General features: G+C 74.3%; 22 protein-coding genes and 1 pseudogene. 14 read left to right on the top strand and 9 right to left on the bottom strand.

Annotation, left to right across the window (positions count from 1 at the left end; translation table 11 throughout):
* Nucleotides 1–193: 193 nt before the first annotated feature.
* Both RND61_RS03460 and RND61_RS03455 read right to left on the bottom strand, forming a co-directional pair.
* The gene (locus RND61_RS03460) at nucleotides 194–640 is read right to left on the bottom strand and encodes a hypothetical protein (RefSeq protein WP_315876147.1); all 447 of its coding nucleotides are present in this window, start codon (nucleotides 638–640) and stop codon (nucleotides 194–196) included.
* Nucleotides 637–903, bottom strand: a complete 267-nt coding sequence (locus tag RND61_RS03455) for a hypothetical protein (protein WP_315876145.1) — start codon at nucleotides 901–903, stop codon at nucleotides 637–639. The genes RND61_RS03460 and RND61_RS03455 overlap by 4 nt, the downstream gene beginning before the upstream one ends.
* A gap of 16 nt (nucleotides 904–919) precedes the next feature.
* Here RND61_RS03455 and RND61_RS03450 point away from each other — a divergent pair.
* The 7 genes and pseudogenes from RND61_RS03450 to RND61_RS03420 all read left to right on the top strand — a co-directional run.
* Nucleotides 920–1,267: pseudogene (locus tag RND61_RS03450) on the top strand (GNAT family N-acetyltransferase); the annotation flags it as partial.
* Nucleotides 1,246–1,443, top strand: a complete 198-nt coding sequence (locus RND61_RS03445; RefSeq protein ID WP_315876144.1) for a hypothetical protein — start codon at nucleotides 1,246–1,248, stop codon at nucleotides 1,441–1,443. The pseudogene RND61_RS03450 and the gene RND61_RS03445, both read left to right, overlap by 22 nt.
* A 23-nt stretch (nucleotides 1,444–1,466) precedes the next feature.
* The gene (locus RND61_RS03440) at nucleotides 1,467–2,081 is read left to right on the top strand and encodes a GNAT family N-acetyltransferase (RefSeq protein ID WP_315876143.1); all 615 of its coding nucleotides are present in this window, start codon (nucleotides 1,467–1,469) and stop codon (nucleotides 2,079–2,081) included.
* Nucleotides 2,082–2,661: 580 nt separating this feature from the next.
* Nucleotides 2,662–2,931, top strand: coding sequence for a type II toxin-antitoxin system Phd/YefM family antitoxin (locus RND61_RS03435; protein ID WP_315876142.1), 270 nt, complete (start codon nucleotides 2,662–2,664; stop codon nucleotides 2,929–2,931).
* A complete protein-coding gene (locus RND61_RS03430; protein WP_315876141.1) occupies nucleotides 2,921–3,388 on the top strand; it encodes a type II toxin-antitoxin system VapC family toxin in 468 nt (155 codons plus the stop codon). The genes RND61_RS03435 and RND61_RS03430 overlap by 11 nt, the downstream gene beginning before the upstream one ends.
* A gap of 401 nt (nucleotides 3,389–3,789) precedes the next feature.
* A complete protein-coding gene (locus tag RND61_RS03425) occupies nucleotides 3,790–4,149 on the top strand; it encodes a hypothetical protein (RefSeq protein WP_391652833.1) in 360 nt (119 codons plus the stop codon).
* A 95-nt stretch (nucleotides 4,150–4,244) separates the two neighbouring features.
* Nucleotides 4,245–5,669, top strand: coding sequence for a S28 family serine protease (locus RND61_RS03420; RefSeq protein WP_315876140.1), 1,425 nt, complete (start codon nucleotides 4,245–4,247; stop codon nucleotides 5,667–5,669).
* 184 nt (nucleotides 5,670–5,853) lie between these two features.
* On the opposite strand, the gene RND61_RS03415 is transcribed toward RND61_RS03420, so the two are convergent.
* Nucleotides 5,854–7,695 (bottom strand): glycoside hydrolase family 3 protein, encoded by a 1,842-nt coding sequence (locus RND61_RS03415; protein ID WP_315876139.1) that lies wholly within the window; start codon nucleotides 7,693–7,695, stop codon nucleotides 5,854–5,856.
* A 286-nt stretch (nucleotides 7,696–7,981) separates the two neighbouring features.
* On the opposite strand from RND61_RS03415, the gene RND61_RS03410 reads away from it, so the two are divergent.
* A complete protein-coding gene (locus RND61_RS03410) occupies nucleotides 7,982–8,761 on the top strand; it encodes an SDR family NAD(P)-dependent oxidoreductase (protein ID WP_315876138.1) in 780 nt (259 codons plus the stop codon).
* Between the two features lie 223 nt (nucleotides 8,762–8,984).
* On the opposite strand, the gene RND61_RS03405 is transcribed toward RND61_RS03410, so the two are convergent.
* From RND61_RS03405 to RND61_RS03390, 4 genes are all read right to left on the bottom strand, one after another.
* Entirely contained in the window at nucleotides 8,985–10,025 is a 1,041-nt protein-coding gene (locus RND61_RS03405; RefSeq protein ID WP_315876137.1) for a hypothetical protein, read from the bottom strand.
* 361 nt (nucleotides 10,026–10,386) lie between these two features.
* The gene (locus tag RND61_RS03400) at nucleotides 10,387–11,172 is read right to left on the bottom strand and encodes a sugar phosphate isomerase/epimerase family protein (protein ID WP_315876136.1); all 786 of its coding nucleotides are present in this window, start codon (nucleotides 11,170–11,172) and stop codon (nucleotides 10,387–10,389) included.
* 88 nt (nucleotides 11,173–11,260) lie between these two features.
* Nucleotides 11,261–12,847, bottom strand: coding sequence for a carbohydrate-binding protein (locus RND61_RS03395; protein ID WP_315876135.1), 1,587 nt, complete (start codon nucleotides 12,845–12,847; stop codon nucleotides 11,261–11,263).
* Nucleotides 12,848–13,458: 611 nt separating this feature from the next.
* Nucleotides 13,459–14,421 carry a helix-turn-helix domain-containing protein gene (locus RND61_RS03390; RefSeq protein ID WP_315876133.1) on the bottom strand — a complete coding sequence of 321 codons (963 nt, stop codon included), beginning with the start codon at nucleotides 14,419–14,421 and terminating at the stop codon, nucleotides 13,459–13,461.
* Between the two features lie 223 nt (nucleotides 14,422–14,644).
* Between RND61_RS03390 and RND61_RS03385 the strand changes: the two genes are divergently transcribed.
* The 3 genes from RND61_RS03385 to RND61_RS03375 all read left to right on the top strand — a co-directional run bounded on the left by RND61_RS03385 (nucleotide 14,645) and on the right by RND61_RS03375 (nucleotide 17,621).
* Nucleotides 14,645–15,208 carry a quercetin 2,3-dioxygenase gene (locus RND61_RS03385; protein ID WP_315876132.1) on the top strand — a complete coding sequence of 188 codons (564 nt, stop codon included), beginning with the start codon at nucleotides 14,645–14,647 and terminating at the stop codon, nucleotides 15,206–15,208.
* Between the two features lie 50 nt (nucleotides 15,209–15,258).
* Nucleotides 15,259–16,245: an amidohydrolase family protein gene (locus tag RND61_RS03380; protein WP_315876131.1), complete on the top strand. Its 987-nt coding sequence runs from the start codon at nucleotides 15,259–15,261 to the stop codon at nucleotides 16,243–16,245.
* Between the two features lie 143 nt (nucleotides 16,246–16,388).
* The gene (locus tag RND61_RS03375) at nucleotides 16,389–17,621 is read left to right on the top strand and encodes a multidrug effflux MFS transporter (RefSeq protein ID WP_315876130.1); all 1,233 of its coding nucleotides are present in this window, start codon (nucleotides 16,389–16,391) and stop codon (nucleotides 17,619–17,621) included.
* Nucleotides 17,622–17,913: 292 nt separating this feature from the next.
* Here the strand turns inward: RND61_RS03375 and RND61_RS03370 are convergent, their stop codons facing one another.
* Nucleotides 17,914–19,458, bottom strand: coding sequence for a trypsin-like serine protease (locus tag RND61_RS03370; protein WP_315876129.1), 1,545 nt, complete (start codon nucleotides 19,456–19,458; stop codon nucleotides 17,914–17,916).
* 995 nt (nucleotides 19,459–20,453) lie between these two features.
* Nucleotides 20,454–21,512: a LacI family DNA-binding transcriptional regulator gene (locus RND61_RS03365; protein WP_315876128.1), complete on the bottom strand. Its 1,059-nt coding sequence runs from the start codon at nucleotides 21,510–21,512 to the stop codon at nucleotides 20,454–20,456.
* A 193-nt stretch (nucleotides 21,513–21,705) separates the two neighbouring features.
* On the opposite strand from RND61_RS03365, the gene RND61_RS03360 reads away from it, so the two are divergent.
* Genes RND61_RS03360 through RND61_RS03350 form a run of 3 tightly spaced genes read left to right on the top strand, consistent with a single transcriptional unit; the run spans nucleotide 21,706 to nucleotide 24,841 of the window.
* Complete coding sequence (locus tag RND61_RS03360) at nucleotides 21,706–22,857, top strand: Gfo/Idh/MocA family protein (RefSeq protein WP_315876127.1); 1,152 nt, start codon at nucleotides 21,706–21,708, stop codon at nucleotides 22,855–22,857.
* On the top strand, nucleotides 22,854–24,026 hold the full coding sequence (locus RND61_RS03355) for a dihydrodipicolinate synthase family protein (RefSeq protein ID WP_315876126.1): 1,173 nt from the start codon (nucleotides 22,854–22,856) through the stop codon (nucleotides 24,024–24,026). Before RND61_RS03360 ends, RND61_RS03355 begins: the two co-directional genes overlap by 4 nt.
* A gap of 35 nt (nucleotides 24,027–24,061) precedes the next feature.
* The gene (locus RND61_RS03350; RefSeq protein WP_315876330.1) at nucleotides 24,062–24,841 is read left to right on the top strand and encodes a sugar phosphate isomerase/epimerase family protein; all 780 of its coding nucleotides are present in this window, start codon (nucleotides 24,062–24,064) and stop codon (nucleotides 24,839–24,841) included.
* Nucleotides 24,842–25,248 lie beyond the last annotated feature (407 nt).

The following is a 25,248-nucleotide window of genomic DNA, read 5'->3' as shown; positions in this document are numbered from 1 at the left end:
GCATCCGCTCCGCAAGTCCGCCCGGGCAGGTGCCACAGGGCCCGCTCCCCGACGCCGGCCCCCCGCCCACGACCGTCTGGCGCCGCCCTTGCCCGGCGCCGTCGATGTCGGCTGCGGAAGCCAGTGCCCGTCCCTGGTCCCCGCGGGGGAGCCGACGAGCGGCCGGCGTCCGGAGTCAGGTACCGGCGTCCCGTCAGACCTTCTCGACTCGCACGGAGCGGCCCGCGAGGAGTTGATCCATGTCGTCGGTGTCGGAGGTGAAGACGGTCGCCTGGGCGCCCTGCGCGGCTTCCCGCCCGGCCACAGCCGCCAGAACGGCGTCGATGGCGTACTTGTGCCCGTGCAGGCCGGCCGCCTTCAGCATGTCGCGCGCCATGGCGATCACCTGGTCGTCCGTGTGCACGACGCGGATCCGGGACAGCGTCCAGTTCCACAGTGCCTGCCTGGACGCTTCACGGGGGTCCCACGCCTCCAAGGTCGCCAGCGCCGAGGTGACGATCGGGATGTCCAGCCGCGGAGCCGTCTTGATCAGCGCGGCCACCTCCCGGTCGCCCTGGACCGCTTTGGAGAGAGCCTCGGAGTCGAACACGAAGACGCGCCGTCGCGGCCGGTGCGGCTTCACCCGGGCGGTGCGGCTCACGCGGCCTCGTCCGAACGCGGTCGCTGCTTGTCGTGCCAACCGTCGATGGAGGCGATGCGGTCCAGCGCCGCCTGCTGCTCGTCGTCCGTCACGGCGCCGTGCTCTTCTTCGAGACGTTCGGCCAACTCGCGCAGTCGGTCCATGGCGTCCTGATGGGCGGCGGCGGCCGCGATGTAGCCGGACACACCGCGTGCGTCGACGCGCTCCTTGATCGACTCCACCAGCTCTTCCGGCACGGTGATGGTGATCTTCCGGGTTGCCATACTTAAAGTATGTCACGCACTGTGTGGCGTGGCCTGCCTTTCCCGGAGAACCGACTCCGAAGTGCAGGGGGGCGCCGGACGGCCCCAACCCACGGGATACCCCCGTCAGGCCGCCGGGGAGGCCGAGTTCGGCTACCTGTTCCTGCCGCGGGCGTGGGGACGCGGATACGCCGCCGAGGCGTGCGCCACGGCACTCGACTGGGTCACCGGCGCATTTCCCAGCGACCCAGTGGTGCTCGCCACCCAGACCGCCAACGCCCGCTTGACGCACCTCGCGGCGAAGCTGGGGTTCACCGAAGTGGAGCGGTTCGAGGCGTACGGCGCCGATCAGCGGTTCGGCACGTGGTCCTCGGTCACTTCCTCCGACGCCCCGCGCTCGACCTCCCCGCCGAGCGGCGGAACTCCGGCACCACGAGCAGCGCCCGGCGCGTCCACGCCGCGCTGCGCACCGACGGGCGACGCAGCGGCGGGGCCGCGGCCGGTCTCCGTGAGGAGAGCGAAGCCTTCACCGCCACCCCGACCTCCGTCCCGGTCCGATGAGGCCGCCGGTAGGCTCCGCGCCCATGACCCCAGTCCACCTGGCCGGCTCCCGCCTGGCCCTGCGCGAAGTCGAACCCGGGGACACCGACGCCCTCCTGGCCGTCTACGGCGACCCCGAGGCCACCCGGCACCTCAGCTTCGAACCGCGCACTCCCGAGCAGGTCCAGGCGATCGTCGACCGGTCCATCGCCTCCGCCGCGGACACCCCGAGGACCGAGTACTGCCTCGCCATCACCCGGCGCGGCGAGCACCGGCTGATCGGCTACGCCCGTCTGGCGACCGAACCGCAGCAGGCGGCCACCATCGGGTTCGCCCTGCACCCGGCCGAGTGGGGCAGGGGCCTCGGCACGGAGACCGTCCACCTGCTGTGCGCGCTCGGCTTCCGGAGGCTCGGCCTCCACCGCGTCTGGGCGGCCCGTTCCCCGCTCAACGAGGCGTCCGCGCGGACCCTCCTGCGGGCGGGCATGACCGAGGACGGCCGCATCCGCGACCACGTCTTCGTCCGCGGAGCGTGGCGGGACTCGATCACGTACTCGATCCTGGAGCACGAGTGGACGCCGATCGAGGACATCGACACCCAAGGCCGCCCGCCCGCCGTCCCGTCCGACACGGACCGCGGGGGAGAGGGCAGCCGGTGATCACCGAAGCGGGTTCACCGCACATCTGGTGATCCCCGGCATCGCCGAGTTCGCGCGCGGCGGGCTGCCCGGCCCGTCGGCGCCACGTGCGCGCGAAACGGTGAAGTGCCGGTCGTCGAGGAGTCGGCGCCCGTGCTCGCTGAGTGCGTCGGTGGCCTGCTCCACGGTGCGTCGACCGCGGCGGCCGGTACGCCGAACTGTGGCGCACCTTCGTGGGCGAGCCGGAGCACGAGGCCCGCGACGGGGACACCGCACCGGTCTCGGTGGCGTCCGCTTCGCAAGGGCGCTGAGGGAGCAAGGCCCTGCCCCCTACCCCGTGCGCGTCGAGCCGCACGGAGCGAGGGGCAGGGCCGTGTCGTCCGACCCTGCTCCGGACCCGTACGTCGACCCGATGGCATGCGGGCAGAGGACGCGGATCCTCCGCGAGCGGCGCGGCACGCGTGCGTGTCGGGGGCTTCAGACCGCCCGCGACGGCTGCCGGACCGCCCGCTCGCTCGCTGTGCCCGCGGCCGAAGGCCCGTCGGCGCAAGCCTTCCACGTAGGGTGCTACCCGGTAGCACCCGGTGCTACCGTGAGGGGTATGAGCGTTCAGCCCGAAATCACCCAGCGGGACCTGCGCAACCGGTCCCGAGAGATCATGGACGCCATACAGGGCGGCCAGTCGTTCACCGTCACCCGTGACGGACATCCGATCGGGCAACTCGTCCCCCTGCGGCGACGCCGCCGGTTCGTCTCCCGTCAGGAGTTCGCCGCGATGTCCAGGACCGCTCCCGACATCGACCTCGGCACGTTCCGCGCCGACCAGGACGCCACGGCCGACACCTATCTGGACGACCCCTATGCCCGCTGACCGCTCGACGTACGCGCAGGGGCTCCTCGACACCAACATCATGATCCTGCGCCGGTGGGTGGCCCCCGAGGAACTGCCGGACGAGATGGCGATCACCGCCATCACCCTGGCCGAGCTGTCCGCCGGCCCGCACGAGGTCCGTCGCAACGACGAGCAGAGCGACTACGACGAACACGCCGAACGCGCCCGCAGGCTCGACGTTCTCCAACGCGCCGAGAACGAGTTCGACCCCATTCCCTTCGACGCTGAAGCGGCCCGTATCTACGGCCGCATCTGTGCCGCGGTGATCGGCGCGGGCCGCAAGCCGCGTCGCCGGGTGGCTGACCTCATGATCGCCGCCATTGCCGTGGCCGAGGACCTCCCCCTCTTCACCACCAACCCCGACGACTTCAAGGGGCTGGACGAACTCCTCACCGTCGTACCGGTCACCCGCCCGAAGGCACCTCACGAGGGCTGATGCCGGGCCCCAGGACGGCGGGAGCGCGGACCACGTGGTGCGCGAGCACGGACGCGGTCACGAAGCAGGGCCGGTTCCAGGGGCGTGCCCCTCGAACCGGCCCTTCGCCGTGCGCCCCGGCAGGAGCCGAACCACCGACACCTGCTTTGTCAGAGCAGCGCTCCGCAGCTGAGTTGTGTGCGTCGTCCTGTGAGGGCTGTGTCCGGGCAGACCGGGTCCCGGTGGGCGCGCCCCGGCAGGGCGGGGCGGGTGCCGTGGTGGACCCGTGTGACCGGATGGTCAGGGGAGGGGGCAACCGTTCCGGGGCTTCTCGCGTCGTACGCGTGTACGGGGACGAGGTGAGGGGGCGGCGGGTGTTCGGGTGGGGTACGGGCGCGTGGCGGGGGCGGGGCGCCACGGCGGTGGCCGTCGTCGTGGCCGCCGGGGTGCTCGGCGCGGCCGGGCCGGGGGTGGCCGCCGCCCAGGCCGTCGGGCTCGCGGGCTGCTCCGGGCGGCTGGCCAAGACCGTCCGGTTCGCCACCGGCGAGCTGCGGGTCTACAAGAACCGCCAGTACGCCTGTGCCGTCACCGTCGCCCAGGCCCCCGGCGCCCGCCGCGCCATGTCCGTCTCCCTCCAGCCGCGCGGCGGCCGGGCCGTCGTCGACGCCGGCCGGTTCGCCCGGCAGGCCGGCCCGGTGACCGTCCACGCCCTCAACCGCTGCGTCCGCGCCACCGGTTCCGTCGCCGGGCGGGGCGGCGCCACCGGCTGGATCCTCTGCTGACCGGACGTCAGGGACACCCGGCCGGGGGCTGGTCACGGCCCCGCGCCCACCGCTAGGTTCACCGCGACCACAACGAACCCAGTGGAAGGCAGCGCATGCGCACGACGCTCAGACGGCTGCTGTCGCTCGTGGTGCTCATAGGCACCCTGAGCACGGTCGGCACGGCCACCGCCGCCGGCCGGGACAGCACCGCCCCGGACATCAAGGACCGCGTCCTCGCGATCCCCGGCATGTCCCTCGTCGAGGAGAAGCCCTACCCCGGCTACCGCTTCTTCGTCCTGAACTACACCCAGCCGGTCGACCACCGCCGCCCCTCCCGCGGCACCTTCCAGCAGCGGCTCACCCTGCTGCACAAGGACACCAGCCGGCCCACGGTCTTCTTCACCAGCGGCTACGGCCTCAACACCGAGCCCCGCCGCTCCGAGCCGACCCGGATCACCGACGGCAACCAGGTCTCCCTGGAGTACCGCTTCTTCACCCCCTCCCGCCCCCAGCCCGCCGACTGGTCCAAGCTGGACATCTGGCAGGCCGCCTCCGACCAGCACCGGCTGTTCACGGCGCTGAAGGGCGTCTACGACCGCAAGTGGGTCGCCACGGGCGGCTCGAAGGGCGGCATGACCGCCACGTACTACGAGCGGTTCTACCCGCGCGACATGGACGCCGTCGTCGCGTACGTCGCCCCCAACGACGTCGTCGAGAAGGAGGACTCCGCCTACGACCGCTTCTTCGCGACCGTCGGCAGCCAGGAGTGCCGCGACCGGCTCAACGCCCTCCAGCGCGAGGCCCTCGTCCGCCGCGAGCCGCTGAGGAAGCGGTACCAGGAGTGGGCCGCCGCCGAGGGCGCCACCTTCCGCACCGTCGGCAGCGTCGACAAGGCGTACGAGGCCGTCGTCCTCGACTTCGTCTGGGCGTTCTGGCAGTACTGGGGCGAGCAGGACTGCGCGAGCGTCCCGGACGCCGCCACCGCCACCGACGACGCCGTGTACGAGACGATCGACGCGTACTCCGGCTGGTCCTTCTACACCGACCAGGGCCTGGAGCCGTACACGCCGTACTACTACCAGGCGGCCACCGAGCTCGGCTCGCCGAGCATGCGCATGCGCCACCTCGACGGCCTCAGCCGCTACGGCTACCAGCCCGCGCACACCTTCGTGCCGGACGAGATCCCGGTGCGGTTCAAGCCGTGGGCGATGCGCGACGTCGACACGTGGGTCCGCAACAACGCCCGCCGCATGCTGTTCGTCAACGGCGAGCGCGACCCGTGGAGCGCCGAGCCGTTCCGCGTCGACCGGGGCGCGAAGGACAGCTACGTCCTCACCGCGCCCGGTGCCAACCACGGCGCCAGCATCGCCGGCCTGTCCGAGCGGGACCGGGACCTCGCCACGGCGAAGCTCCTGCAGTGGGCGGGCGTCGCCCCGGCCGCCGTCCAGGCCGACCCGGAGCGCGCCGAGCCGCTCGCCCGGTACGACGCCCGGCTCGACAAGCGCGACCTCCAGCGCGAGCCGCAACTCCGCCCGTGACACGGGGGGACCGCCCGTGACAGGGGGCCACCCGTGACGCGGTGACCACCCGTGACACGAGGGCCGCTCGTGACACGGAGGTCGCCTGTGGCGCGGGGGGCCGCCTGTGACACGGCGGGACCCGAACGGGGCGCGTGCGCCGGCACCGACGCCGGCGCGCGCGCCCCGCGCACGTCACCCCGGGTCAGTACGACAGGCCGTACCCGATCGGGTACAGCACCCGCGACGGGTCGTCCGCGCGCTGCACCGGCACCGGCAGGCGGCCCTCCGGGCGGGCGCGGCCGGCGATGACCCGGGCGGCGGCCCGCAGTTCCACGTCGGTCCACGCGTACGCGGCGAGCGTCGCCCGCTGGCCCGTCAGGTGCGCGATGTCGTACGGGTTGCGGATGGCCACCGTGACGACGGGGACGCCCGTCGCGACGAGCCGCGCGACGAGGGTGCGCTGCGCGCTCCCCGCCGACACGTTGTACGTGCCGACGACGACCGCGTCCTTGCCGGCCGCCGCCGCGACCGCCTGCTCGATGCGGGCGGTGGACGGGGCGGTGCCCGTGGACAGGGCGGTCGCGGTGAAGCCGAGCTCCGTGAGGGCCGCGGCGAGCGTCGCGGTCGGCGGACCCGTCGTCCCCGACGGCGACGCCGGGTCGGCGCCGACGACGAGCAGGTCGCGGTGGGTGAGCCGGTTGAGCGGCAGCAGCCCGCCCTCGTTGAGCAACAGCGTCGTGGTCGTCTCCGCGATCCGGTCGGCCGCGTCGAGGTGGGCCTGCTTGCCGACGATCCGGTCCACCCCCTCGCGGGTGACGTAGGGGTCGCGCAGGAGCCCCAGGCGAGCCTTGAGTCGCAGGACGCGGAGAATCGATTCGTCCAGCCGGTCCTCGTCGATCTCCCCGCCCCGCACGGCGTCCAGCACGGCGTTCCAGGCCAGGTCCAGGTCCGGCGGGTTGAGCAACTGGTCGCAGCCCGCCTTCAGCGCCAGCACCGGCACCCGGTCGTCGCCGTACTTGGTGCGGACGCCCTCCATGCCGAGCGAGTCGGTCACCACCACCCCGTCGTAGCCGAGCCGTTCCCGCAGGATGCCGGTGAGGATGGGCCGCGACAGGGTCGCCGGGTCCTCCGACGGGTCGAGGGACGGCACGACGATGTGCGCGGTCATCACCGAGTCGATCCCGGCGGCGATCGCCGACCGGAACGGCGGCGCGTCCAGGGTCTCCCACTCCTCGCGCGTGTGGTGGATGTACGGCAGCTTGGTGTGGCTGTCGTCGGTCGTGTCGCCGTGGCCGGGGAAGTGCTTGGCGGTCGCCGCGACACCGGCGCCCTGGTACCCCTTCACCTGAGCGGCGACCATCCGGGCCACGGCCCGCGGGTCGGCCCCGAAGGACCGCACGCCGATGACGGGGTTGGCCGGGTCGACGTTCACGTCCGCCACGGGCGCGTAGTTCTGACGGATGCCCAGCGCGGCCAGTTCGGCGCCGGCGATGTGCGCGGCGCGCCGGGCCACGTCGCGCGCGCCGGACGCGCCGAGCGCCATCGCGCCGGGCAGCAGCGTCGCGGGCTCGCCCACGCGCGCGACGATGCCGTGCTCCTGGTCGGTCGAGACGAGCACCGGGACGGGGGTCCGCTGGGCGAGCGCGGCCCGCTGGATGCCGTTGGACAGCTCGGCGATCTGGTGCGGGTCGCGCGTGTTGTGCGCCCACGCGAAGTAGATGATGCCGCCGACGTGGTACTTGGCGATCAGCTCGGCGGCGGTGCGGACGCCGATCTCGCGGAGGTTGGCGTCGACGTCGGCCTGGTCGGGGTGGGTGGCGGAGTGCCCGTACACCCGCATGACGAACAACTGGCCGACCTTCTCCTCAAGGCTCATGCGGGAGACGATCCGCGCGAGCCTCCGCTCCTCCCCGTCGCCGTCGCCCGCGGCGGCGGGCGGGGGGACGGGTGCGGCGGCGGCCCGCGGGGCGGTGACCCCGGTGGCGGCGGCAGCGGCGGCGGTCGCGGCGAGGACGGTACGTCTGGAGGTGGCGCGGTGGTGCACTGGTGCTCCTTCCGGCCGTGCGTGACGAGGGGTGAAGGAAACTTCCAAGGTGTCACACGTAGGCGAAAGTAACTTCCAGGTCAAGGACGCGCGCAGGACGGACCCGCGCCCGGCGCCGCCCGACGACCTGAGTGCCGGACAGGCGGCCTGAGTGCCGGACCCGGGGCCTGAGTGCCGGACAGACGGCCTGAGCGCCGGGCACGTGGCCTGAGTGCTGGACACGGCGCGGGCGCCGGGGCCGGGCCCGCCACCGGTTCCGGGAGGGTGCCCGCCTAGGGTGGCGGGCATGAACTCGCAGACGTACCTCTCCGAACTCTTCTCGCTGGACGGCCATGTCGCCCTGGTCACGGGCGGCAGCTCCGGCATCGGCCGGGCCGTCGCGGGGGCGCTGGCCCGCGCGGGCGCGAGCGTCGTGGTCGTCGCCCGGCGGGAGGCGGAGCTGGCCGCGACGGTGGAGGAGCTGGAGGCGGACGGCTGCCGCGCCGCCTGGGTCAGCGCCGACCTCGCCACGCGCGACGGCGTGCGGGAGGCCGCCGAGCGGGCCGCCGCCGTGTTCGGGGAGCCGGACATCCTGGTGAACTGCGCCGGGGTCAACCTGCGTCCCCCGATGGGCGAGATCGGCGAGGACGTGTGGGACACGACGATGGCGGTGAACCTGGAGGCGCCGTTCCTGCTGGGCCAGCGGTTCGGGCCCGGCATGGCCGAGCGCGGCTTCGGCCGGATCATCCACGTCACCTCCCAGCAGGCGCACCGCGCGTTCGTCCAGAGCGGCGCGTACGGGGTGTCCAAGGGCGGCCTGGAGTCGCTGGCCCGCTCCCAGGCGGAGGCGTGGTCGCCGCACGGCGTCACCTGCAACACCCTCGTGCCCGGCTTCGTCCTGACCCCGCTCAACGCGCGGCTCCAGTCCGACCCCGACACGGTCGAGGCCCTGGCGAAGCGGACCCTCGTCGGCCGCAACGGGGTGCCCGAGGACTTCGCGGGCGCGGCCGTGTTCCTGGCGAGCCGCGCCTCGGCGTACGTCACGGGCCAGTCGGTGTACGTCGACGGCGGCTTCCACGCACACTGAACGGCGGCCCGGCGCTCCGGTCGGCCTGGCGGCCCGGCTCTTCGGGGGGCCCGGCGGCCCGGCGGCCCGGTGCTCCGGCGGTCTGGCGGTCCGGCTCTCCGGGGCCCCGGTGGCCTGGCGTTCCGGTCGGCCTGGCGGCTGGCGCTTCGGCGGCCGGGCTCTCCGGGGCTCTGATGGCCTGGCGCTTCGGCGGCCTGGCCTTCGGTGGCCCGGTGGCCCGGGCTCAGCCGCGCACGGTCACCCCGTACCGGAGGCGCAGTTGCCGCATCTCCCACCACGCCACGGCCGACACCGACGCCGGGCCGCCGAGCAGGGCGCAGACCTGCACCAGCGGCGGGCCCGGCGGCGGGCCGCCGTAGGCGAGGTTGACAGCCGCCATCTCCCACACGAGGACGCCCGTCAGCAGCGCGGGCAACGCGGCGTGCACCTCCGTCGTGTTGAACGCGCTGCGCACCGCCCGGCCCGACGAGAACACCAGGAACAACCCCGTTCCCGCCATCACCACCAGCACCGAAAGACCCATCAGCGCCGCGACCGGATCGGGCACCCGCCCCCGCATCGCACTGCTGACCAGGACGCTGCCCCAGGCGAGCAGCGGCGTCGCGGTGAGCGCCCCGAAGTACCACAGGACCGAGCGGACCGCCGGCCGCAGCCCCGCCCGCATCCCCGGCCGGGCCACCGGCGGCGACAGCCGGAACAGGACGAGGACCACCACGGGCGTGCTGAGCAGCAGCAGCCACGGGGTGAGCGCGAGCCGCATGAGGTACTGATCCTGCGCCTGGTCCCAGTCCTCCGCCGTTCCGTAGACGGCGAGGATCAGCAGCGACGCGACGGCCGCCGCCCAGGCCCTGGCCTTCTGCACGCGCGCGATGTCCGGGTCCCCGATCCGGCGCGCGTCGTACGGGAAGACCTGCCGAGCCTTCCTGCGCGCCGCGCGGGCCATCGGGTAGCCGACCAGGATCGCGAGCGCGGGCCACACGCAGCAGACGAACGGCACCCACAGCAGCGCCCTCCCCCCGCTCATGTACCCGAGCAGCTCCCGTAGGGTCGGCCACTCGTCCTCCCGGAACCGCTGCCACAGCGGCGGCCGGTAGGGGTACGGATGCGGGGACTGGTACGGGTGCTGGTGGGGGTAGGGGTAGGGGTACGGCTGCTGGTACGGCGGGCGCGGCCCCGGCACGTACGGGTTGCCGTAGGGGTCGCCGCCGTACGGATGGCCCGCGTACGGGTCGCCTCCGTGTGGATTCTGTCCCCCGAACGACACGACGACGTCCCCTCCTGGATGGCGCGCCTGCGGCGGCGGGCCGGCGGATACCGGTCCACTCCTATCGCGTTCCGCCGACCCCCCGCCAGTCACCGCCCGTCCCGGAGCCGCCCCGCCCGCCCCGGAGCCGCCCAGGGAACGCCCCGCCCGCCCCGGAGCCGCCCCGGGCCCGGTGCGTGGAGCCCCAACCCCGTCCCCGCCGGGCGGACGGCGCGACGCGCCGGAGATCCGCGTCCCCGCCGCCGCTCTACCGCCGGGGCGCCGCATCCCGCGCCAGGGCGCCGAGGCCGTACGCGGCCCCCGGCACGGGGCCGTCACCCCGTACGGCCGTCACCGCCCGCCCCGGCGCCGGGACCGGGCCTCACCTGGTGGCGAGCAGCCCCTCGACGTGGGCGCGCCCGGCCGCGAGCAGGGCGGGCAGTTCGGGGACGTCGGGGTACCACCGCTTCTCGTACTCCCAGCAGAACCAGCCGTCCGGTCCGACCGGCTCGACACACGCGCGCAGCGGCAGGGCGCCGGCGCCGAGCGGCACCGGTGTCGTGTCGTCACGCCCGGCGCAGTCCTTGACCTGCACGTACCCGAGGTAGGGCTCCAGCAGCCCGTACGTCCGCGCGGGCTCCTCACCGGCCCGCCAGGCGTGCATCACGTCCCACACCACGCCCACGTGGGGGTGGCCCACGGCGGCGACGACCCGGGCGGTGTCGGCGCCCGCGGGGTGCGAGTCGTGGTTCTCCAGCAGGATGCGCACGCCGGTCTCGGCGGCGACCTCGGCGGCGGCCCCGAGCCGCCGGGCGGCGACGGCGTCGGCACGGTCCTGCGGCTGCTCGCCGCCCCCGGGGAAGACCCGCACGAACGGCGCCCCGAGGTCGGCCGCCAGGTGGATCAGCCGGTACAGCTCCTCGTACACGGCGTCGTCGTCCCCCTCGGCGGCCACGCGCGCGTACCCGGCGACGCAGAGGACGTCGACCCCGGCGGCGGCGAACTCCCGCGCGACCGCCCGCCGTTCGTGCGCGACGAGCCCGGGGTGCACGGGCTCCTCGGGGTGCGCCCGCAACTCGACCCCCCGGCACCCGGCCTCCCCGGCCAACCGCACCACGTCACCGACAGCCATTCCGGGCACCCCGAGGGTGGAAAACGCGAACTTCATCCCCCGAAGCTACCCCCGCCCGGCCCGTCCGAACAGAAACGGCCCCGTCCGCACGTGGCGAACGGGGCCGGATGGCGGCGCGGGGTGCCTACAGGCTGACCACCCGGCCGCCCAAGGAGACGACCAGGCGGCCGTCGGAGGCGTACGTCCAGGTCAGGGCGCCGGTGTAGGAGGAGCAGCGGGAGCCGTTCGTGCCGGTCCAGAACTGGTTCGTGGCGTCGACGTTGCCCACGACCTTGTCGTTCGTGCCGCTGCCGCTGCGGCACGAGGTGTTGTTCCGGAACACCGAGGACCCGGCCTCCCAGGTGTAGTTGCGCTGGGCGTTGTCGACGCTGAGGTTGTTCGACACGGTCATCGAGCCCGGGTTGCGGTTGTACGTGAACCCGTGCTTGCCGTTGTCGTACGCGATGCTGCGCCGCACGACGTGGTCGACGCCGATGTCCTCGCCGCCCAGCTTGTAGCCGTTGCGGTCACCGGCGGTGTTCTGCGTGCCGTCGGAGAGGGTGCCGTTCTCGTAGGCGAGGGAGTCCTCGATGGTCACCGGGCCGATGGGGCCGGTGTCCGTCTTGGTGTACAGGTCCCAGCCGTCGTCGATGTTGTTGTGGGCCACGGCGTACCGGAAGACGTTGCCGGGGCCGACGGTGAGCTTCGCGGCGAAGCCGTCGGCGTCCTCGCCGTCCGAGTCGGCGTTGTCGTGCGACTCCGCGCTCAGGACGAGGTTGTGGGACGGCCACTGGTCGCGCGGGGTGGTGGAGGCCGCCCGCGAGAGCTGGAGGCCGGTGTCGCGGTTGAAGCGGGTCACCGTGCGCTCGATGACGTTGTTGCTGCCGCCCACGAAGATGCCGTTGTCGCCGGCGCGCTCGACGACGAGGCCGTTGACGTGCCAGTACGACGCGTTGAGGGCGAGCCCGCGGTTGGCCGGGTCCTCCGCCATGGCGGAGAAGTTCAGCACCGGCGTCTCGCCCGGGTACGCGGCCAGCTTCGTCCGGGCGCTCGCCGTGCCGTTCTTGCCGGCCGGGATGGTGACGGTCTGCGAGAAGCGGTACGTGCCGCCGCGCACGTAGATGGTGCCGCCGGGGGTGATGCGGTTGATCGCCGAGGCGAGCGTCGTCGGCGCCGACTCCGTGCCGGCGGCGCCGTCGGTGCCGTTCGGCGCCACGTACAGGGCGTTGCCCGGGGGTGGCGGGGTGGTCGTACCGCCGCCCGTCTCCACGTCCAGGGCGTCGATGTTGGCCAGGCCCTCGGCGGTGGTGGGGGCGAACCGGACGGTGTTGCTCCCCGCGTTCAGCGGGACGGTGAACGTCGCCGTCGCCCAGGTCGCCCAGGCGCCGGTGCCGGCGAACGTCGACGACCCGGCCGACGCGCCGTTGACCGTGAGGTTCGCGGGCCGCGGGGTGGTGGTCCCGTTGGCGTAGCGGACCGTCAGCGTCGCGGTGCCGGCCTGCGGGGCGTCCACCGTGAACTGCAGGGCCGCGCCGACGGCGTTGCGGCCGTTGCAGAAGCCGGTCCCGGAGTACCCGGCGTGGTTGGTGTCGACGCTGCCGTCGCAGGTGGCGGGCGCGCGCTCGGCCTCGTAACGGATCGGCGCGGCCGACGCGGTGGCGGGCAGCACCACGACGGTACCGGCCGCCAGGGCGGCGCACGCCAGCGCGGACAGCGTGGATTTCGTCTTCATGGGGGGTCCTCGTCCTTCTCCGTGGTCGCCTGCGGGGCGCAGGCAGGGGAGTGCGGCTCTCGGCACGAGAGATGGAAAGCGCTTGCTAAGCTAGGAGTGCGCCATGGGCACGTCAATCGCCGCGTACGAAGGGAAACTTTCGAACGCGACCCCTGCGCGCCATCCGCCCGTCGTCCGCCCCTCACCCGCCCGTCACTCCACGGCCACCGGCCCGGCGGCGGGCACGCCCGTACGGCCGGGGAGCCGCAGGACGTCGACCTCGTGGGACAGCGGTCCCTCGGCGTGCCGTACGGAGAACGGCTCGACGTACGGAGAAGGGCGAACCGTACGAAGAAGGGCGGGCCGTACGAAGAAGGGCGGGCCGGACGAGGAACGGCTCGACGAACGACCGCAGGACCAGCGAGCGGCGCCCGCCGGGCCCGTCCGCCTCCGGGCGCCGCGTCCGCGAGGTCCAGCCGCCCCGCAGCGGTGCGGCGTCCACGGTGCTTCCCCGCCGGGGAGTCGGCCCTCCGCCCGGGCGCGCGCCGCGTCCGGCAGCCCGTTGACCGTGCCCGTGCCCGTCGACCGTGCTCGTGCCGTGCCCGTGCTCGTACCGTGCCCGTGCGGGCAGGCTATCCGGGCGCGGTCCGGCCGTCGGCGGGCGGTCCTCCCGCGGTGTGCGGCGCGGTGGGCGCGCCGGCGGCCAGGGCGCGGAAGCCGGTGGGGGTGGTGCCGGTGCGCCGGCGGAAGAAGGCGCTGAAGGCGGTGGGGTGCGTGAAGCCGACGCGGTCGCCGATGGCGGCGGGGGACAGGGCGGTGTGGACGAGGAGGCGTTTGGCCTCCAGGAGCACCCGGTCGTCGATGAGGCGTTTGGCGCCGCATCCGGCGGCGGCCCGGGTGGCGCGGGTGAGGGTGCGCGTGCTGTAGCCGAGGCGGGCGGCGTAGTCCTCGACGCGGTGGGTGCGCGCGAAGTCCTGCTCGACGGCCTCGCGGAAGCGGCGGAACGGCTCGCCGGCCGCGCCCTCCGGGAGCGCGGAGCCGTCCACGTGGGCGAGGCGGATCAGGAGGGCGGACAGCAGGTGGCGCATCGTCTCGATGTGGGCCGTCAGAGGCAGGTCGGAGAGGTGGGCGTACTCGTTCTCGAGCGCGTCGAGGACGCGGCACAGCGACCCGGCGTGCCGGGCGGTGGGGGTCACGTGTCGGCGCGGGGCGGGTCCGGCTGCGGCGGTGAGGACGGCGGTGGTGCCGCTGAGGAAACCGGCCGGGAAGACGACCACCGTGCCCTCGGTGCGGTCCAGCGGGGAGAGGAACTGCATGACCTGCCCGGGCCGCACCCACAGCCAGCCGCCGGGCGGGATCGCGTCCGCGGCGAAGTCGACCGAGCAGCGCGCGACACCGGCCCGCACGTGGATCAGCAGGTGGAAGACCGGACGGCTGGGCCGGTAGGGGTCGATGCCGTGGCCGTGCGCGCGTTCGGCGAGGCGGTCGAGCGGCACCACCTCGATGCCCGGCGGGGTGCCCGGCGTCGGCCGGTAGGGGACGGCCGCGATGTCACGCGGAGGCGGCTCCTCCGCGGTCTGTCCGTTTTTCTTCATGGCGTGTCCCGAGTGTAGGCGGTCGGGCCGACACCCGGCACTAGCGTGAAAAGGGCTGGAGAGCGGCCCGTACGCCCGGGGGAGGCAAAGCGCCCGAAGACCCGGGTGACCGAAACCGTCAGACACGGCCGGTCCCGGCCGCCTCCCGCGCCAGCACCGCGGCGCGCGGCCATCCCCGCGACCCCGCGTGCGGGCCCCCTCCACGACGACCGGGAGACCGCAGATGACCATCGAGTACGCCACCCGCTACCGCACCCGCTCCCACATCCCCGCCGAGCCGGGCACCCCCTACTTCATCGAGAAGGGGCACGGCGACCGCGCCCACCTCTTCGGCGACCTGGTCACCGTCTACGCGGGCGGCGAGCAGACCGAGAACACCTTCAACTTCTTCACCGTCGAGGGCCCCAAGGGCAACATCATCCCGGCCCACTCCCACCCCGACACCCACGAGGTCTTCTACGTCACCGACGGCGCGGTGCGCCTCTTCGTCGAGGACCTCGAAGGCAACCAGCACGAGAAGCTCCTCACCCCGGGCGACTTCGGCTTCGTGCCCAAGAACTGTCCGCACGCCTACCGCATGGAGCGCCACCACAGCCGGGTCGTCGGCGTGGCCGCCGGCCCCGGCGGCACCTTCGAGCGGTTCTTCGAGAACTTCGGCGCCCCCACCGACGCGCTCACCCTGCCCCGCGAACCGGTCGTCCCCGAACCCGGCAAGTTCGCCACCGTCCCCCAGCAGTACGACGTGACCTTCCTCCCCGACCACCAGTGGCGTTCGTCGGGGAGCTGACCCCGCCCGCCAGCCCAGCCGTACACGTCCCCTACCGGAAGAAGGCCCCCTTGGCTCCCGACGGCACCGTCGGCCTCGTCGACGTACACGCCCACTTCGTGACCGACTCCTACGTCCGCACGGCGAAGGAGGCCGGCCACACGATGCCCGACGGCGTCCCCGCCTGGCCCTCCTGGTCGGCCGCCGCCCACCTGGAGGTGATGGACCGGTGCGGCATCGACGCCGCGATGCTCTCGATCTCCTCGCCGGGCGTGCACTTCGGTGACGACGCCTCCGCCCGCCGCCTGGCCCGCGAGGTCAACGAGGCCGGCGCCGAGGCCGTCCGGGAGCACCCGGGCCGCTTCGGGCTGTTCGCCTCCCTGCCCCTCCCGGACGTCGACGGCGCCCTGGAGGAGACCGCCCACGCCTTCGACGTGCTCGGCGCCGACGGCGTGGTCCTGGAGACCAACACCCACGGCACCTACCTCGGCGACCCGGCGCTGGAGCCGGTCTGGGCGGAGCTCGACCGGCGCGGCGCGGTCGTCTTCCTCCACCCGACCTCGCCGGTGTGCTGGGAGCGGTCCGCCCTCGGCCGCCCCAGGCCCATGATCGAGTTCGTCTTCGACACGGCCCGCACCGTCACCGACCTCCTCCTGGCCGGAGCGCTGGAGCGCCACCGGAACCTGAAGATCATCGTTCCGCACTGCGGCGGCGCCCTGCCGGTCCTGGCCGACCGCGTCGACGGCTTCATGCGGATGTTCATGCCCGAGGGCACCCAGGCGCCCGACGCGGTCGCGCAACTGCGCCGCCTGTACTACGACCTCGCAGGGCCCGCGCTGCCCCGCCAGCTCCCCGCCCTGCTCGGCCTGGCCGACCCCGACCGGCTGCTGTACGGCAGCGACCACGTGTGGACCCCCGCGGCGGGGGTGGAGGCCCACGTCGCCGGCCTCGACGCCGCGCCGGCACCGGGCGGCGGGGACTGGCGGTCCCTGACCACGGCCAACGCCCGGCGCATCCTTCCCCGCCTCGCCGTCCACGACCTCCGTGAGGCCGGCTGATGGCCCGGGCCACCCCGCCCCGGGGCGGCGCCCGCGAGGTCTCCCGGGCGCCCGTCCGCGGTACCCCGGCCGCACCCGGCTCCGGTGCCCCGGCCGCACCCGGCTCCGGTGCCCCGGCCGCACCCGGCTCCGGTGCCCCGGCCGTGCCCGGTACCCCGGCCGCACCGCCCCGCCGGGCCACCGCCCTCCTGGTCGTCCTCGGCTCGCTCACGGCGGTCGCCCCGCTGGCGACCGACATGTACGTGCCGGGCTTCCCCGCGATGGGCGCCGCCCTGCGCACGAACAGCTCGGCCGTGCAACTGACGATGACGGCCTTCCTACTGGGCCTGGTCGTCGGCCAGCTCCTCCTGGGCCCCCTCAGCGACGGTCTCGGCCGGCGCCGGCTGCTGCTCGGCGGAGCCGCCGGGTTCGCCGTCTTCTCCCTCGCCTGCGCCGCGGCGCCGGACGTGTACGTCCTGATCGCCGCCCGCTTCCTGCAGGGGGTCGCCGGGGCCGTCGGCATGGTGCTCGCCCGGGCCGTGATCACCGACCGCTTCACCGGAGCGGACATCCCCCGCCACTTCGCGGTGCTCTCCCAGATCCTCGGCGTCGCCCCGGTCGCCGCACCGGTGCTCGGCGGGGCCGTCCTCGCCGTGTCCACCTGGCGGACGGTCTTCGGCGTGCTCTGCCTCGTCGGCGTCCTGCTGCTGCTCGGCGTCCTCACCAAGGTGCCCGAGTCCCTGCCGCCCGAGCGCCGCCACCGCGGCGGTCCGGCCGGCACGTACCGCGCCATGGGGGACCTGGTGCGCGACCGGGCCTTCCTCGGCTACGTCCTCGTCCTGGGCCTGGCCTCCGGCGCCCTGTTCGCGTACATCAGCGGGTCCAGCTTCGTCTTCGAGCACGTCCACGGCGTCACCACCGGCACCTACTCGCTGGTCTTCGCCGTCAACGCCGTGGGCATGCTGCTCGGTGGCGCCGCCTTCGCCCGGCTCGCCCGCCGCTTCCGCCTCAACACCCTCCTCAGCGCGGGCGTCGCGCTCGCCGGCACCGGCGCGCTGGCCCAGGTCCTCGTCACCGCCGCCTTCGGCGAGACCATGGCCGGGACCTGGATCACCCTCTTCGTGGTGATGTGCGGCATCGGCACGCTCATACCGGCCACGATGAGCCTGGGGCAGAACATCGGCCGTGCCGCGCCGGGAGCGGCGTCCGCGCTCCTGGGCGGCCTGCAGTTCCTGTGTGGGGCGGTCGCCTCCCCCCTGGTCGGCCTCTTCGGCGAGGACAGTTCCCTGCCGATGGCCCTCGTCATGCTCGTCTCCCTGGCCCTGGCCGCGCTCGCGCTGGTCCTCCTCGTCCGCCCCCGGCAGGGCCACGGGGAGGTCACCGGGGCCGGTCGCTGAGGAACGGCGGGCGCCCGCGCGTCCGCCCCGGGTGCCGGAACCCCCGGAGGGGGCGGGCACACCCGGGCGGGGCTCGTCCTCAAGCGCGCTTGACGTCCGGGGGTCGTCCCATGGGCGGGGCCACGGCGTTCCGCGCGCTTCGCCCGGCGCGACGGCGATCGCCCCGGGGCGTTCCGAGGGGCAGGGCGCGGACCGGCACCGGCACGCCGTGGGGCGGGAGGGCGGTCCGGGGCTCCGGGGCCCGCGCCGCCGTGCCGGGTGGCACGGCGGCGCGGGACTGCCCGGGGGCCGGTCAGGAAGTCGCCGGCGTCGTGAGCCACAGGGGACGGGCCGGAGCAAGCGCCGTACCGTCACCGGAGTACCGGAAGAAGTTGTTGTTGTTCGCCCGGGCGATGACGTCGGCCTTGCCGTTGCCGTCCACGTCGCCGACGAACACGGCCTTCATGTTGATCCAGGACTTGTCGGGCCACAGGGAGCGGGCGGGGTCGAGCGTTCCCCTGGCGTTGCCCGCGTACAGGTGCAGGCTGCCGTCCTCGGCGACGGCGACGATGTCGTCCCTGCCGTCCAGGTTGAAGTCCCCGCCCCCGATCGTCTTCTTGGTCCACGTCTTGTCCGGCCACATCGACCGGGTCGTGGTGGACAGGACCCCGTTCGGGCCGGGCACGTAGCCGAGCAGCGCGCCGTCCGCCGCCTGGACCACCAGGCCGTCCCGGCCCGACGCGTCCGTCTTGAAGCGGGTCATGGGGGCCGTTCCGCTCCAGCTCGAGTCGGGCCACATCTTCACGTTCGCCCCCAGCTTCCCGGTACTGCCCGTACCCGGGTACAGCAGGAGGCTCCCCGTGGAGGAGATGGCCGCGATGTCGGTGTTGCCGTCGCCGTTGAAGTCACCGCCGACGATCTTCTTGACCGTCTTCCAGCCGTTGTCCTTCCACAGGTTGCGGCCGTATCCGAGGGTTCCGTCGGGGCCGGAGTAGAAGGCGTGCAGACCGCCGTCCGTGAGGACCGCGGCGATGTCGGTGCGGCCGTCCGCGTTGAAGTCAGCGGCCGTCATCACGTCGGTGACGTTCGACAGTCCGTGGACCAGCCGCGTCTTCTGGACCCAGTGGCTGACGTCGTCGACGCGGGCGGCGACGGCGCCCGTGCGGGTCTCCGCGGCGTCGGTGCCGAAGCAACCGCCCTGCCAGGAGCGGCTGTTGACGCCGACGAGCTCGGGCACGCCGTTCACCTGCCGCAGCAGGGGGCCGCCGGTGTCGCCCTTGCAGACGGCGTCGCCCGGGGTCTTCCCCGTGATGTCGAGGGTGGTGGCGGCGACCGCGTCGGCGGTGAAGGAAGCGGTGTGGAGCGCGAGGGGAGCCCACTCGGTCCTGGTGCGGCCGTAGCCGGCGGCGGTGAGCGCGGTACCGGCGGTCACGGGTGCGGTGGAGACCGCGACCGGGGTGATCCCGGTGGCGGGCGTGGCGAGGCGCGCCATCACCAGGTCGCGGCCGGTGTGGGGCACCAGCTCGACGATCTCGCTGACGTGTCCGCCGGTGGTGGTCAGGTCGGCGCGGCCGATCGTGGCGACGGTCTTCTCGGCGGGCTTGCCGACCGCGAGTTCGGTGAGGCCACCGGTGAAGCAGGACGCGGCGGTCAGCACCCACTGGGCGTCGACGAGGGCGCCGGAGCAGGAGCGGAGCGCGTCGCCCGCGCCTATCTCCAACCGCGCCGTGAACGCGTGGGAGTCGTCCGTGACGGCGGTCCCGGTGACGGCGGCCGCGGGCGCGGCGCACAGTGCGAGCGGACCCGCGACGAGGGCCGAGGCGAGCGCGGCGAGGCGCAGGGGTCTGGTGTGTCGCATGGCCTTGTTTCCTTGGCGGAAGGTCTGCGCGCGGCCGGCCGGCGGAGCGCAGAAGGGCGGGTGGAGAACTGCCCGGGCGTCACGCGGAGACCTCGACCCCCACGAGTCCGTGCCCGTGGCCCTCTGTCTGCCGGCCTCGCCGCCGGTCGCGGGCGCGCGTCCGGGGCGGGCGTGGTGGCGGCCGGGAGGAGGGCCGCTGGGCGGGGTTCTTCTCATGGGTCGTCTGGAAGGGGAGGGCCTCGGGGGCGCCCGGGGAAACAGTTCGATCTTGTGGTCGAGCCTCACCCTATGATCATTTTTTGCACAGCAAAACCTTGCAAAAGGGGCAAAGGTGTGAAGCTCTTGTGATCTTCGTCATGTCGCGGACGGGTGAGCAGGCGGGTGGCGCGGTCCGGCGCCGGGAACGCGCCCCGGGCGTCCCGGGCCGTGTCCGGGCGGGACGGCGAACGGGCTTCGACGGCCCTCCCGAACGGTGCGGCCGTCCGCGCGCGGACGCGGGAGTGTGCCCGCGGGACCGACCCCGGAGGCCGTCCCCACGCGCGCGGAGGCGCCGACGCGGCGCTGCTCGGCGGGATGTACGGGATGGGGTCCCCGCGCGCGGAGGTGCCGACCGCGCCGCTGGGCGCGGCCGTCGGCGGGACGGGCCGACCCTCCGCGCGCGGAGGCACCCTGTTCGGCGCGGACGAGGACCAGGCGCGCGGAGGCCGTCCCGGTCCGGGTGCGGAGGTCACCTCTACGCGTGCGGAGGCGCCCTGTCCCGCGCGGTAGGGGGACCGCGCACGCGGAGGCCGCCCCTGCGCACGGAGTGCCTGCGCGCGGAGGTGTCTGCGCGCGGAAGTGCCGCCGTGCCGAACCCGATCCGGCCCTCGGCGAGCACGCCCCCTGCGCGCGAAGACGCCTGCGGCCCGGCCGCGCCGGACCGGCCCCGGCGCCCCTCCGCGCGCGGAGGCGCCAGCGGCCACGCCGTCGGGACGTGCGAGGAGTGCCCGGTGCCCCTACGCGCGCGGAGGCGCCGTCGACGCGCGCACCATCAGTTCGCCCCGGATCGTCGACACGCCGCCCGGCGGCGGCGTGTCCGCGCCCATCGCGAGGCGGCCCGCCCGCACCCCCGCCTCGTGCAGCGGCAGGCGGACCGTGGTCAGGGACGGCACCGCGTCGACCGAGAACGGCAGGTCGTCGAAGCCGGCCACGGACACGTCGTCCGGGATGCGCAGCCCCGCCTCCCGCAGCGCCGCGCAGGCGCCGAGGGCGACCGTGTCGTTGGCGGCGACGACGGCCGTGAGGGACGGTTCGCGGGCGAGGAGTTCGCGGGTGGCGTCGTACCCGGACGCGCGGGTGTACCGGCCGTAGACGGTGAGCCGGTCCAGGCCCGGCCCGTCCAGGCCCGCCGCGGTCATCGCGTCGCGGTGGCCGTCCAGCCGGTCGCGGGTGGTGCTCCGCTCGACCGGGCCGGCGACGTACCCGATGCGGCGGTGGCCGAGGGACAGCAGGTGCTCGGTGAGGCTCCGGGCGCCGCCCCGGTTGTCGAACGCGAGGGTCGCCGCGACGGCGTCGCCCGGCATGGGCGGCCGTCCGCACAGCACGACGCGCGTCCCGGCGTCGCCGAGCTTCGTCAACTTGGCGGTGAGCGCGGCGATGTGGTCCGGGTCGACCAGCGCCCCGCCGGTGACGACCACGGCGGCCGCGCGCTGGCGCTGAAGGAGCGTCAGGTAGGTCAGTTCGCGCTCGGGGGAGCCGCCCGTGTTGCAGACGACGGCGAGCTTCTCGCCGCCCGCGCGGCCCGTCCCGGTGTCGCCGATGGCGCTCTGCGCGGCGCCCGCCATGATCCCGAAGAACGGGTCGGCGATGTCGTTGACGAGGATGCCCACGAGGTCGGAGGTCGCGGCGGCGAGGGCGCTGGCGGGGCCGTTCAGGACGTAGTCCAGTTCGTCGACGGCGCGCAGCACCCGTTCCCGGGTGGACGCGGCGACCGGATAGTTGCCGTTGAGGACCCGCGAGACGGTCGCCGGCGACACCCGCGCGCGCGCCGCCACGTCGGCCAGGGTGACTGTCATCGCGTGCCCTCCGAGGAGAAGTCGGGGAAGTCGGCCGCGGCTCTTGTACCGGCCGCTGTCGGCAGGCTAGCGTCATCAGCGATAGAAAGCGCTTGCTATGACGATGAGCCGCACTTCTCGCAGAAGTCGCGGCCCCTCGCGTACGCCCCAGAGAGCACACGCGGCTCACACAGTCAGACATGGAGGGACCTTCGTGACACGCAGGACAGTGCGGATCGCCATGAACGGCGTCACGGGTCGGATGGGCTACCGGCAGCACCTGGTGCGCTCCATCCTCGCGATCCGCGAGCAGGGCGGCCTCGACCTCGGCGACGGCCACGTCCTGTGGCCCGAGCCGGTCCTCGTCGGCCGCCGCGAGCACGCCCTGCGCGAGCTCGCGGAGCGCCACGGGCTCACCGAGTGGTCCACCGACCTCGACGCCGTTCTCGCGGACGACCGCACCGACATCTACTTCGACGCCCAGGTCACCTCCGCGCGCGTGGGCGCCCTCACCAAGGCGATCGCCGCCGGCAAGCACGTCTACACCGAGAAGCCCACCGCCGCCGACCTGGCCGGCGCCCTGGAACTGGCCCGCCTCGCGCGCGAAGCCGGCATCAAGCACGGCGTCGTCCAGGACAAGATCTTCCTGCCGGGCCTGCTCAAGCTGAAGCGCCTCATCGACGGCGGCTTCTTCGGCGAGATCCTCTCCGTGCGCGGCGAGTTCGGCTACTGGGTCTTCGAGGGCGACTGGCAGGACGCCCAGCGCCCCAGCTGGAACTACCGCGCCGAGGACGGCGGCGGCATCGTCGTCGACATGTTCCCGCACTGGGAGTACGTGCTGCACGAGCTGTTCGGCCGGGTGACCAGCGTCAGCGCCCACGTCACCACGCACATCCCGCAGCGCTGGGACGAGCAGGGCAAGCCGTACACCGCCACCGCCGACGACGCGGCGTACGGGGTCTTCGAGCTGGAGGGCGGCGCCGTCGCCCAGATCAACTCCTCCTGGGCGGTCCGCGTCCACCGCGACGAGCTGGTCGAGTTCCAGGTCGACGGTACGCACGGCTCCGCCGTCGCCGGGCTGCGCGGCTGTCGCGTCCAGCACCGCTCCATGACCCCCAAGCCGGTCTGGAACCCGGACCTGCCCGTCACCCATTCCTTCCGCGACCAGTGGCAGGAGGTGCCGGACAACGCCGAGTTCGACAACGGCTTCAAGGCCCAGTGGGAGCTGTTCCTGCGCCACGTCTACCTCGACGAGCCGTACCACTGGGACCTCCTCGCGGGCGCGCGCGGCGTGCAGCTCGCCGAGCTGGGCCTGAAGTCCTCGGCCGAGGGCCGCCGTTTCGAGGTGCCGGAGCTGTCGCTGTGACCGCCCCCGCCGGACCCACGGTCCACCTCCCGAACCCGGACGGCTCCACGCGCGCGTACCGGCCCCGTACCGAGCCGCGCGCCTTCACCACCGGCGCCCCGCTCGTCTCCCGCACGGTCTTCTCGGCCGCGCACGTCGTCGCCGACCCGTACGCCGACACGACCCCGGACTCCCCGGCGGCCGTCGACTGGGACGCCACCCTCGCCTTCCGCCGCCACCTGTGGTCGCACGGCCTGGGCGTCGCCGAGGCCATGGACACCGCCCAGCGGGGCATGGGCCTGGACTGGGCGGGCGCCGCCGAGCTGATCCGCCGCTCCGCCGCCGAGGCGAAGGCGGTCGGCGGGCGCATCGCCTGCGGCGTGGGCACCGACCAGCTGACGGGCCCGGCCGACCTGGACGCCGTCCGCGCCGCGTACGAGGAGCAGCTCGCCCTCGTCGAGGAGACGGGCTCCCAGGCGATCCTCATGGCCTCGCGCGCGCTGGCCGCCGCCGCCCGCACCCCGGACGACTACCTGGAGCTCTACGCCCACCTGCTGCGGCAGGCGAGCGAACCGGTCGTCCTGCACTGGCTCGGCCCGATGTTCGACCCCGCGCTGGAGGGCTACTGGGGCTCCTCCGACCTCGACGCGGCGACGGAGACCTTCCTGGAGGTCATCGCCGCCCACCCGGACAAGGTCGACGGCGTCAAGATCTCCCTGCTGGACGCGCAGCGCGAGGTCGACCTGCGCCGCCGCCTCCCGGGGGGCGTGCGCTGCTACACGGGCGACGACTTCAACTACCCGGAGCTGATCGCGGGCGACGACCGCGGCTTCAGCCACGCCCTGCTGGGCATCTTCGACCCGCTCGGCCCGCTGGCCGCCGAGGCGGTCCGGCTCCTCGACACCGGGAACACCGAGGGCTTCCGCAAGCTCCTCGACCCCACCGTCGAGCTCTCCCGGCACCTCTTCCAGTCGCCGACCCGCTTCTACAAGACGGGCGTCGTGTTCCTGGCGTGGCTCGCCGGCCACCAGGACCACTTCGCGATGGTCGGCGGCCTGCAGTCGGCGCGCTCCCTGCCGCACCTGGCACGCGCGTACGAACTCGCCGACGGCCTCGGCCTGTTCCCCGACCCGCAGCTCGCGGCGGCCCGCATGACGTCCCTCCTCGCGGTGTACGGGGTGACCCGGTGACCGGCCTCGACCTGACCCGCTTCAGCATCAACCAGATGACCGTCAAGCAGCTGGCCCTCCCGGAGCTCACCGAGGCGTGCGCGCGCCTGGGCGTCCCGGGGATCGGCCTGTGGCGCGAGCCGGTCCAGGAGTACGGCGTGGAGGCGGCCGCCAAGCTGGTCCGCGACGCCGGGCTCGCCGTCACCACCCTGTGCCGCGGCGGTTTCTTCACCACCGCCGAGGACCTCGACGACAACCGCGCGGCGATCGACGAGGCGGCGACGCTCGGCACGGACACGCTCGTCCTGGTCTCCGGCGGCCTGCCGCCCGGGAGCAAGGACCTGGCCGCGGCCCGCGAGCGCATCGCGGACGCCATCGCCGAACTCGCGCCCTACGCGGCCGAGCGCGGCGTGCGCCTCGCGATCGAACCGCTGCACCCGATGTACGCGGCGGACCGCTGCGCGGTCTCCACCCTCGACCAGGCGCTGGCCATCGCGGAGCGCTTCCCGGCCACCCAGGTCGGCGTGGTCGTGGACACGTACCACATCTGGTGGGACGACCGGGCCCCGGCGGCGGTCGCCCGCGCGGGCGAGCAGGGCCGCATCCACTCCTTCCAGCTGGCCGACTGGGTCACGCCCCTGCCGGAGGGCGTCCTCAACGGGCGCGGGCAGATCGGCGACGGCTCGATCGACATGCGGGAGTGGCGGACGCGCGTCGACGCGGCCGGGTACACGGGCCCCATCGAGGTCGAGCTGTTCAACGACGTCCTGTGGGCGCGCGACGGCGTGGAACTGCTGGAGGAGACCGCCCGCCGGTACGTCGAGCACACCCTCTGAGAGCACACCCTCTGACGGGGGTCCCGGCGCCCCGTGCCGGCGCCGGGACCCCGAAGGACCCGCCCCCCGCGTCGTCTGTGCGGCCCTTCCGGCGCGGCGCGTGCCGCCACCGGCTTCCGGGATCCCCGGGAGCCGGGTTCCGCCGGAAGGGGACGCGGGGGGCCGGGAGCACCGGCGGGGGAGGAGCGGACGGGCCCGGACGGGTCCCGTCCGCCCTCCCGCGCCGGCCGCCCCCCCGGGGCGGGTAGGACCCAAGCCGCGGGGCGCGGGGGGGGGGGGGGGGGTGGGGGGGGGGGGATGGGCAGGCGGGGGGGGGGGGAGGGGGCGCACCAGTGGCCCGGCTGGGCGGGGCGGGAGTCCCGGTGGCGCGTGGGCCACTGTAAGAGTCGGGTGTCGTTCGTCCTGGG

This window comes from Streptomyces tamarix (assembly GCF_032423885.1).
Lineage (GTDB): Bacteria > Actinomycetota > Actinomycetes > Streptomycetales > Streptomycetaceae > Streptomyces > Streptomyces tamarix.
This window is presented reverse-complemented; position numbering and strand designations above follow the sequence as displayed.

Excerpts from the sequence above, each read along its gene's own strand:
- RND61_RS03410 (WP_315876138.1), top strand. The coding sequence starts at position 7,982 with ATGAACTCGCAGACGTACCTCTCCGAACTCTTCTCGCTGGACGGCCAT.
- RND61_RS03390 (WP_315876133.1), bottom strand. The coding sequence starts at position 14,421 with ATGAAGAAAAACGGACAGACCGCGGAGGAGCCGCCTCCGCGTGACATC.
- RND61_RS03420 (WP_315876140.1), top strand. The coding sequence starts at position 4,245 with ATGCGCACGACGCTCAGACGGCTGCTGTCGCTCGTGGTGCTCATAGGC.
- RND61_RS03385 (WP_315876132.1), top strand. The coding sequence starts at position 14,645 with ATGACCATCGAGTACGCCACCCGCTACCGCACCCGCTCCCACATCCCC.
- RND61_RS03430 (WP_315876141.1), top strand. The coding sequence starts at position 2,921 with ATGCCCGCTGACCGCTCGACGTACGCGCAGGGGCTCCTCGACACCAAC.
- RND61_RS03435 (WP_315876142.1), top strand. The coding sequence starts at position 2,662 with ATGAGCGTTCAGCCCGAAATCACCCAGCGGGACCTGCGCAACCGGTCC.
- RND61_RS03365 (WP_315876128.1), bottom strand. The coding sequence starts at position 21,512 with ATGACAGTCACCCTGGCCGACGTGGCGGCGCGCGCGCGGGTGTCGCCG.
- RND61_RS03440 (WP_315876143.1), top strand. The coding sequence starts at position 1,467 with ATGACCCCAGTCCACCTGGCCGGCTCCCGCCTGGCCCTGCGCGAAGTC.
- RND61_RS03370 (WP_315876129.1), bottom strand. The coding sequence starts at position 19,458 with ATGCGACACACCAGACCCCTGCGCCTCGCCGCGCTCGCCTCGGCCCTC.
- RND61_RS03350 (WP_315876330.1), top strand. The coding sequence starts at position 24,062 with ATGACCGTCAAGCAGCTGGCCCTCCCGGAGCTCACCGAGGCGTGCGCG.
- RND61_RS03395 (WP_315876135.1), bottom strand. The coding sequence starts at position 12,847 with ATGAAGACGAAATCCACGCTGTCCGCGCTGGCGTGCGCCGCCCTGGCG.
- RND61_RS03455 (WP_315876145.1), bottom strand. The coding sequence starts at position 903 with ATGGCAACCCGGAAGATCACCATCACCGTGCCGGAAGAGCTGGTGGAG.
- RND61_RS03400 (WP_315876136.1), bottom strand. The coding sequence starts at position 11,172 with ATGAAGTTCGCGTTTTCCACCCTCGGGGTGCCCGGAATGGCTGTCGGT.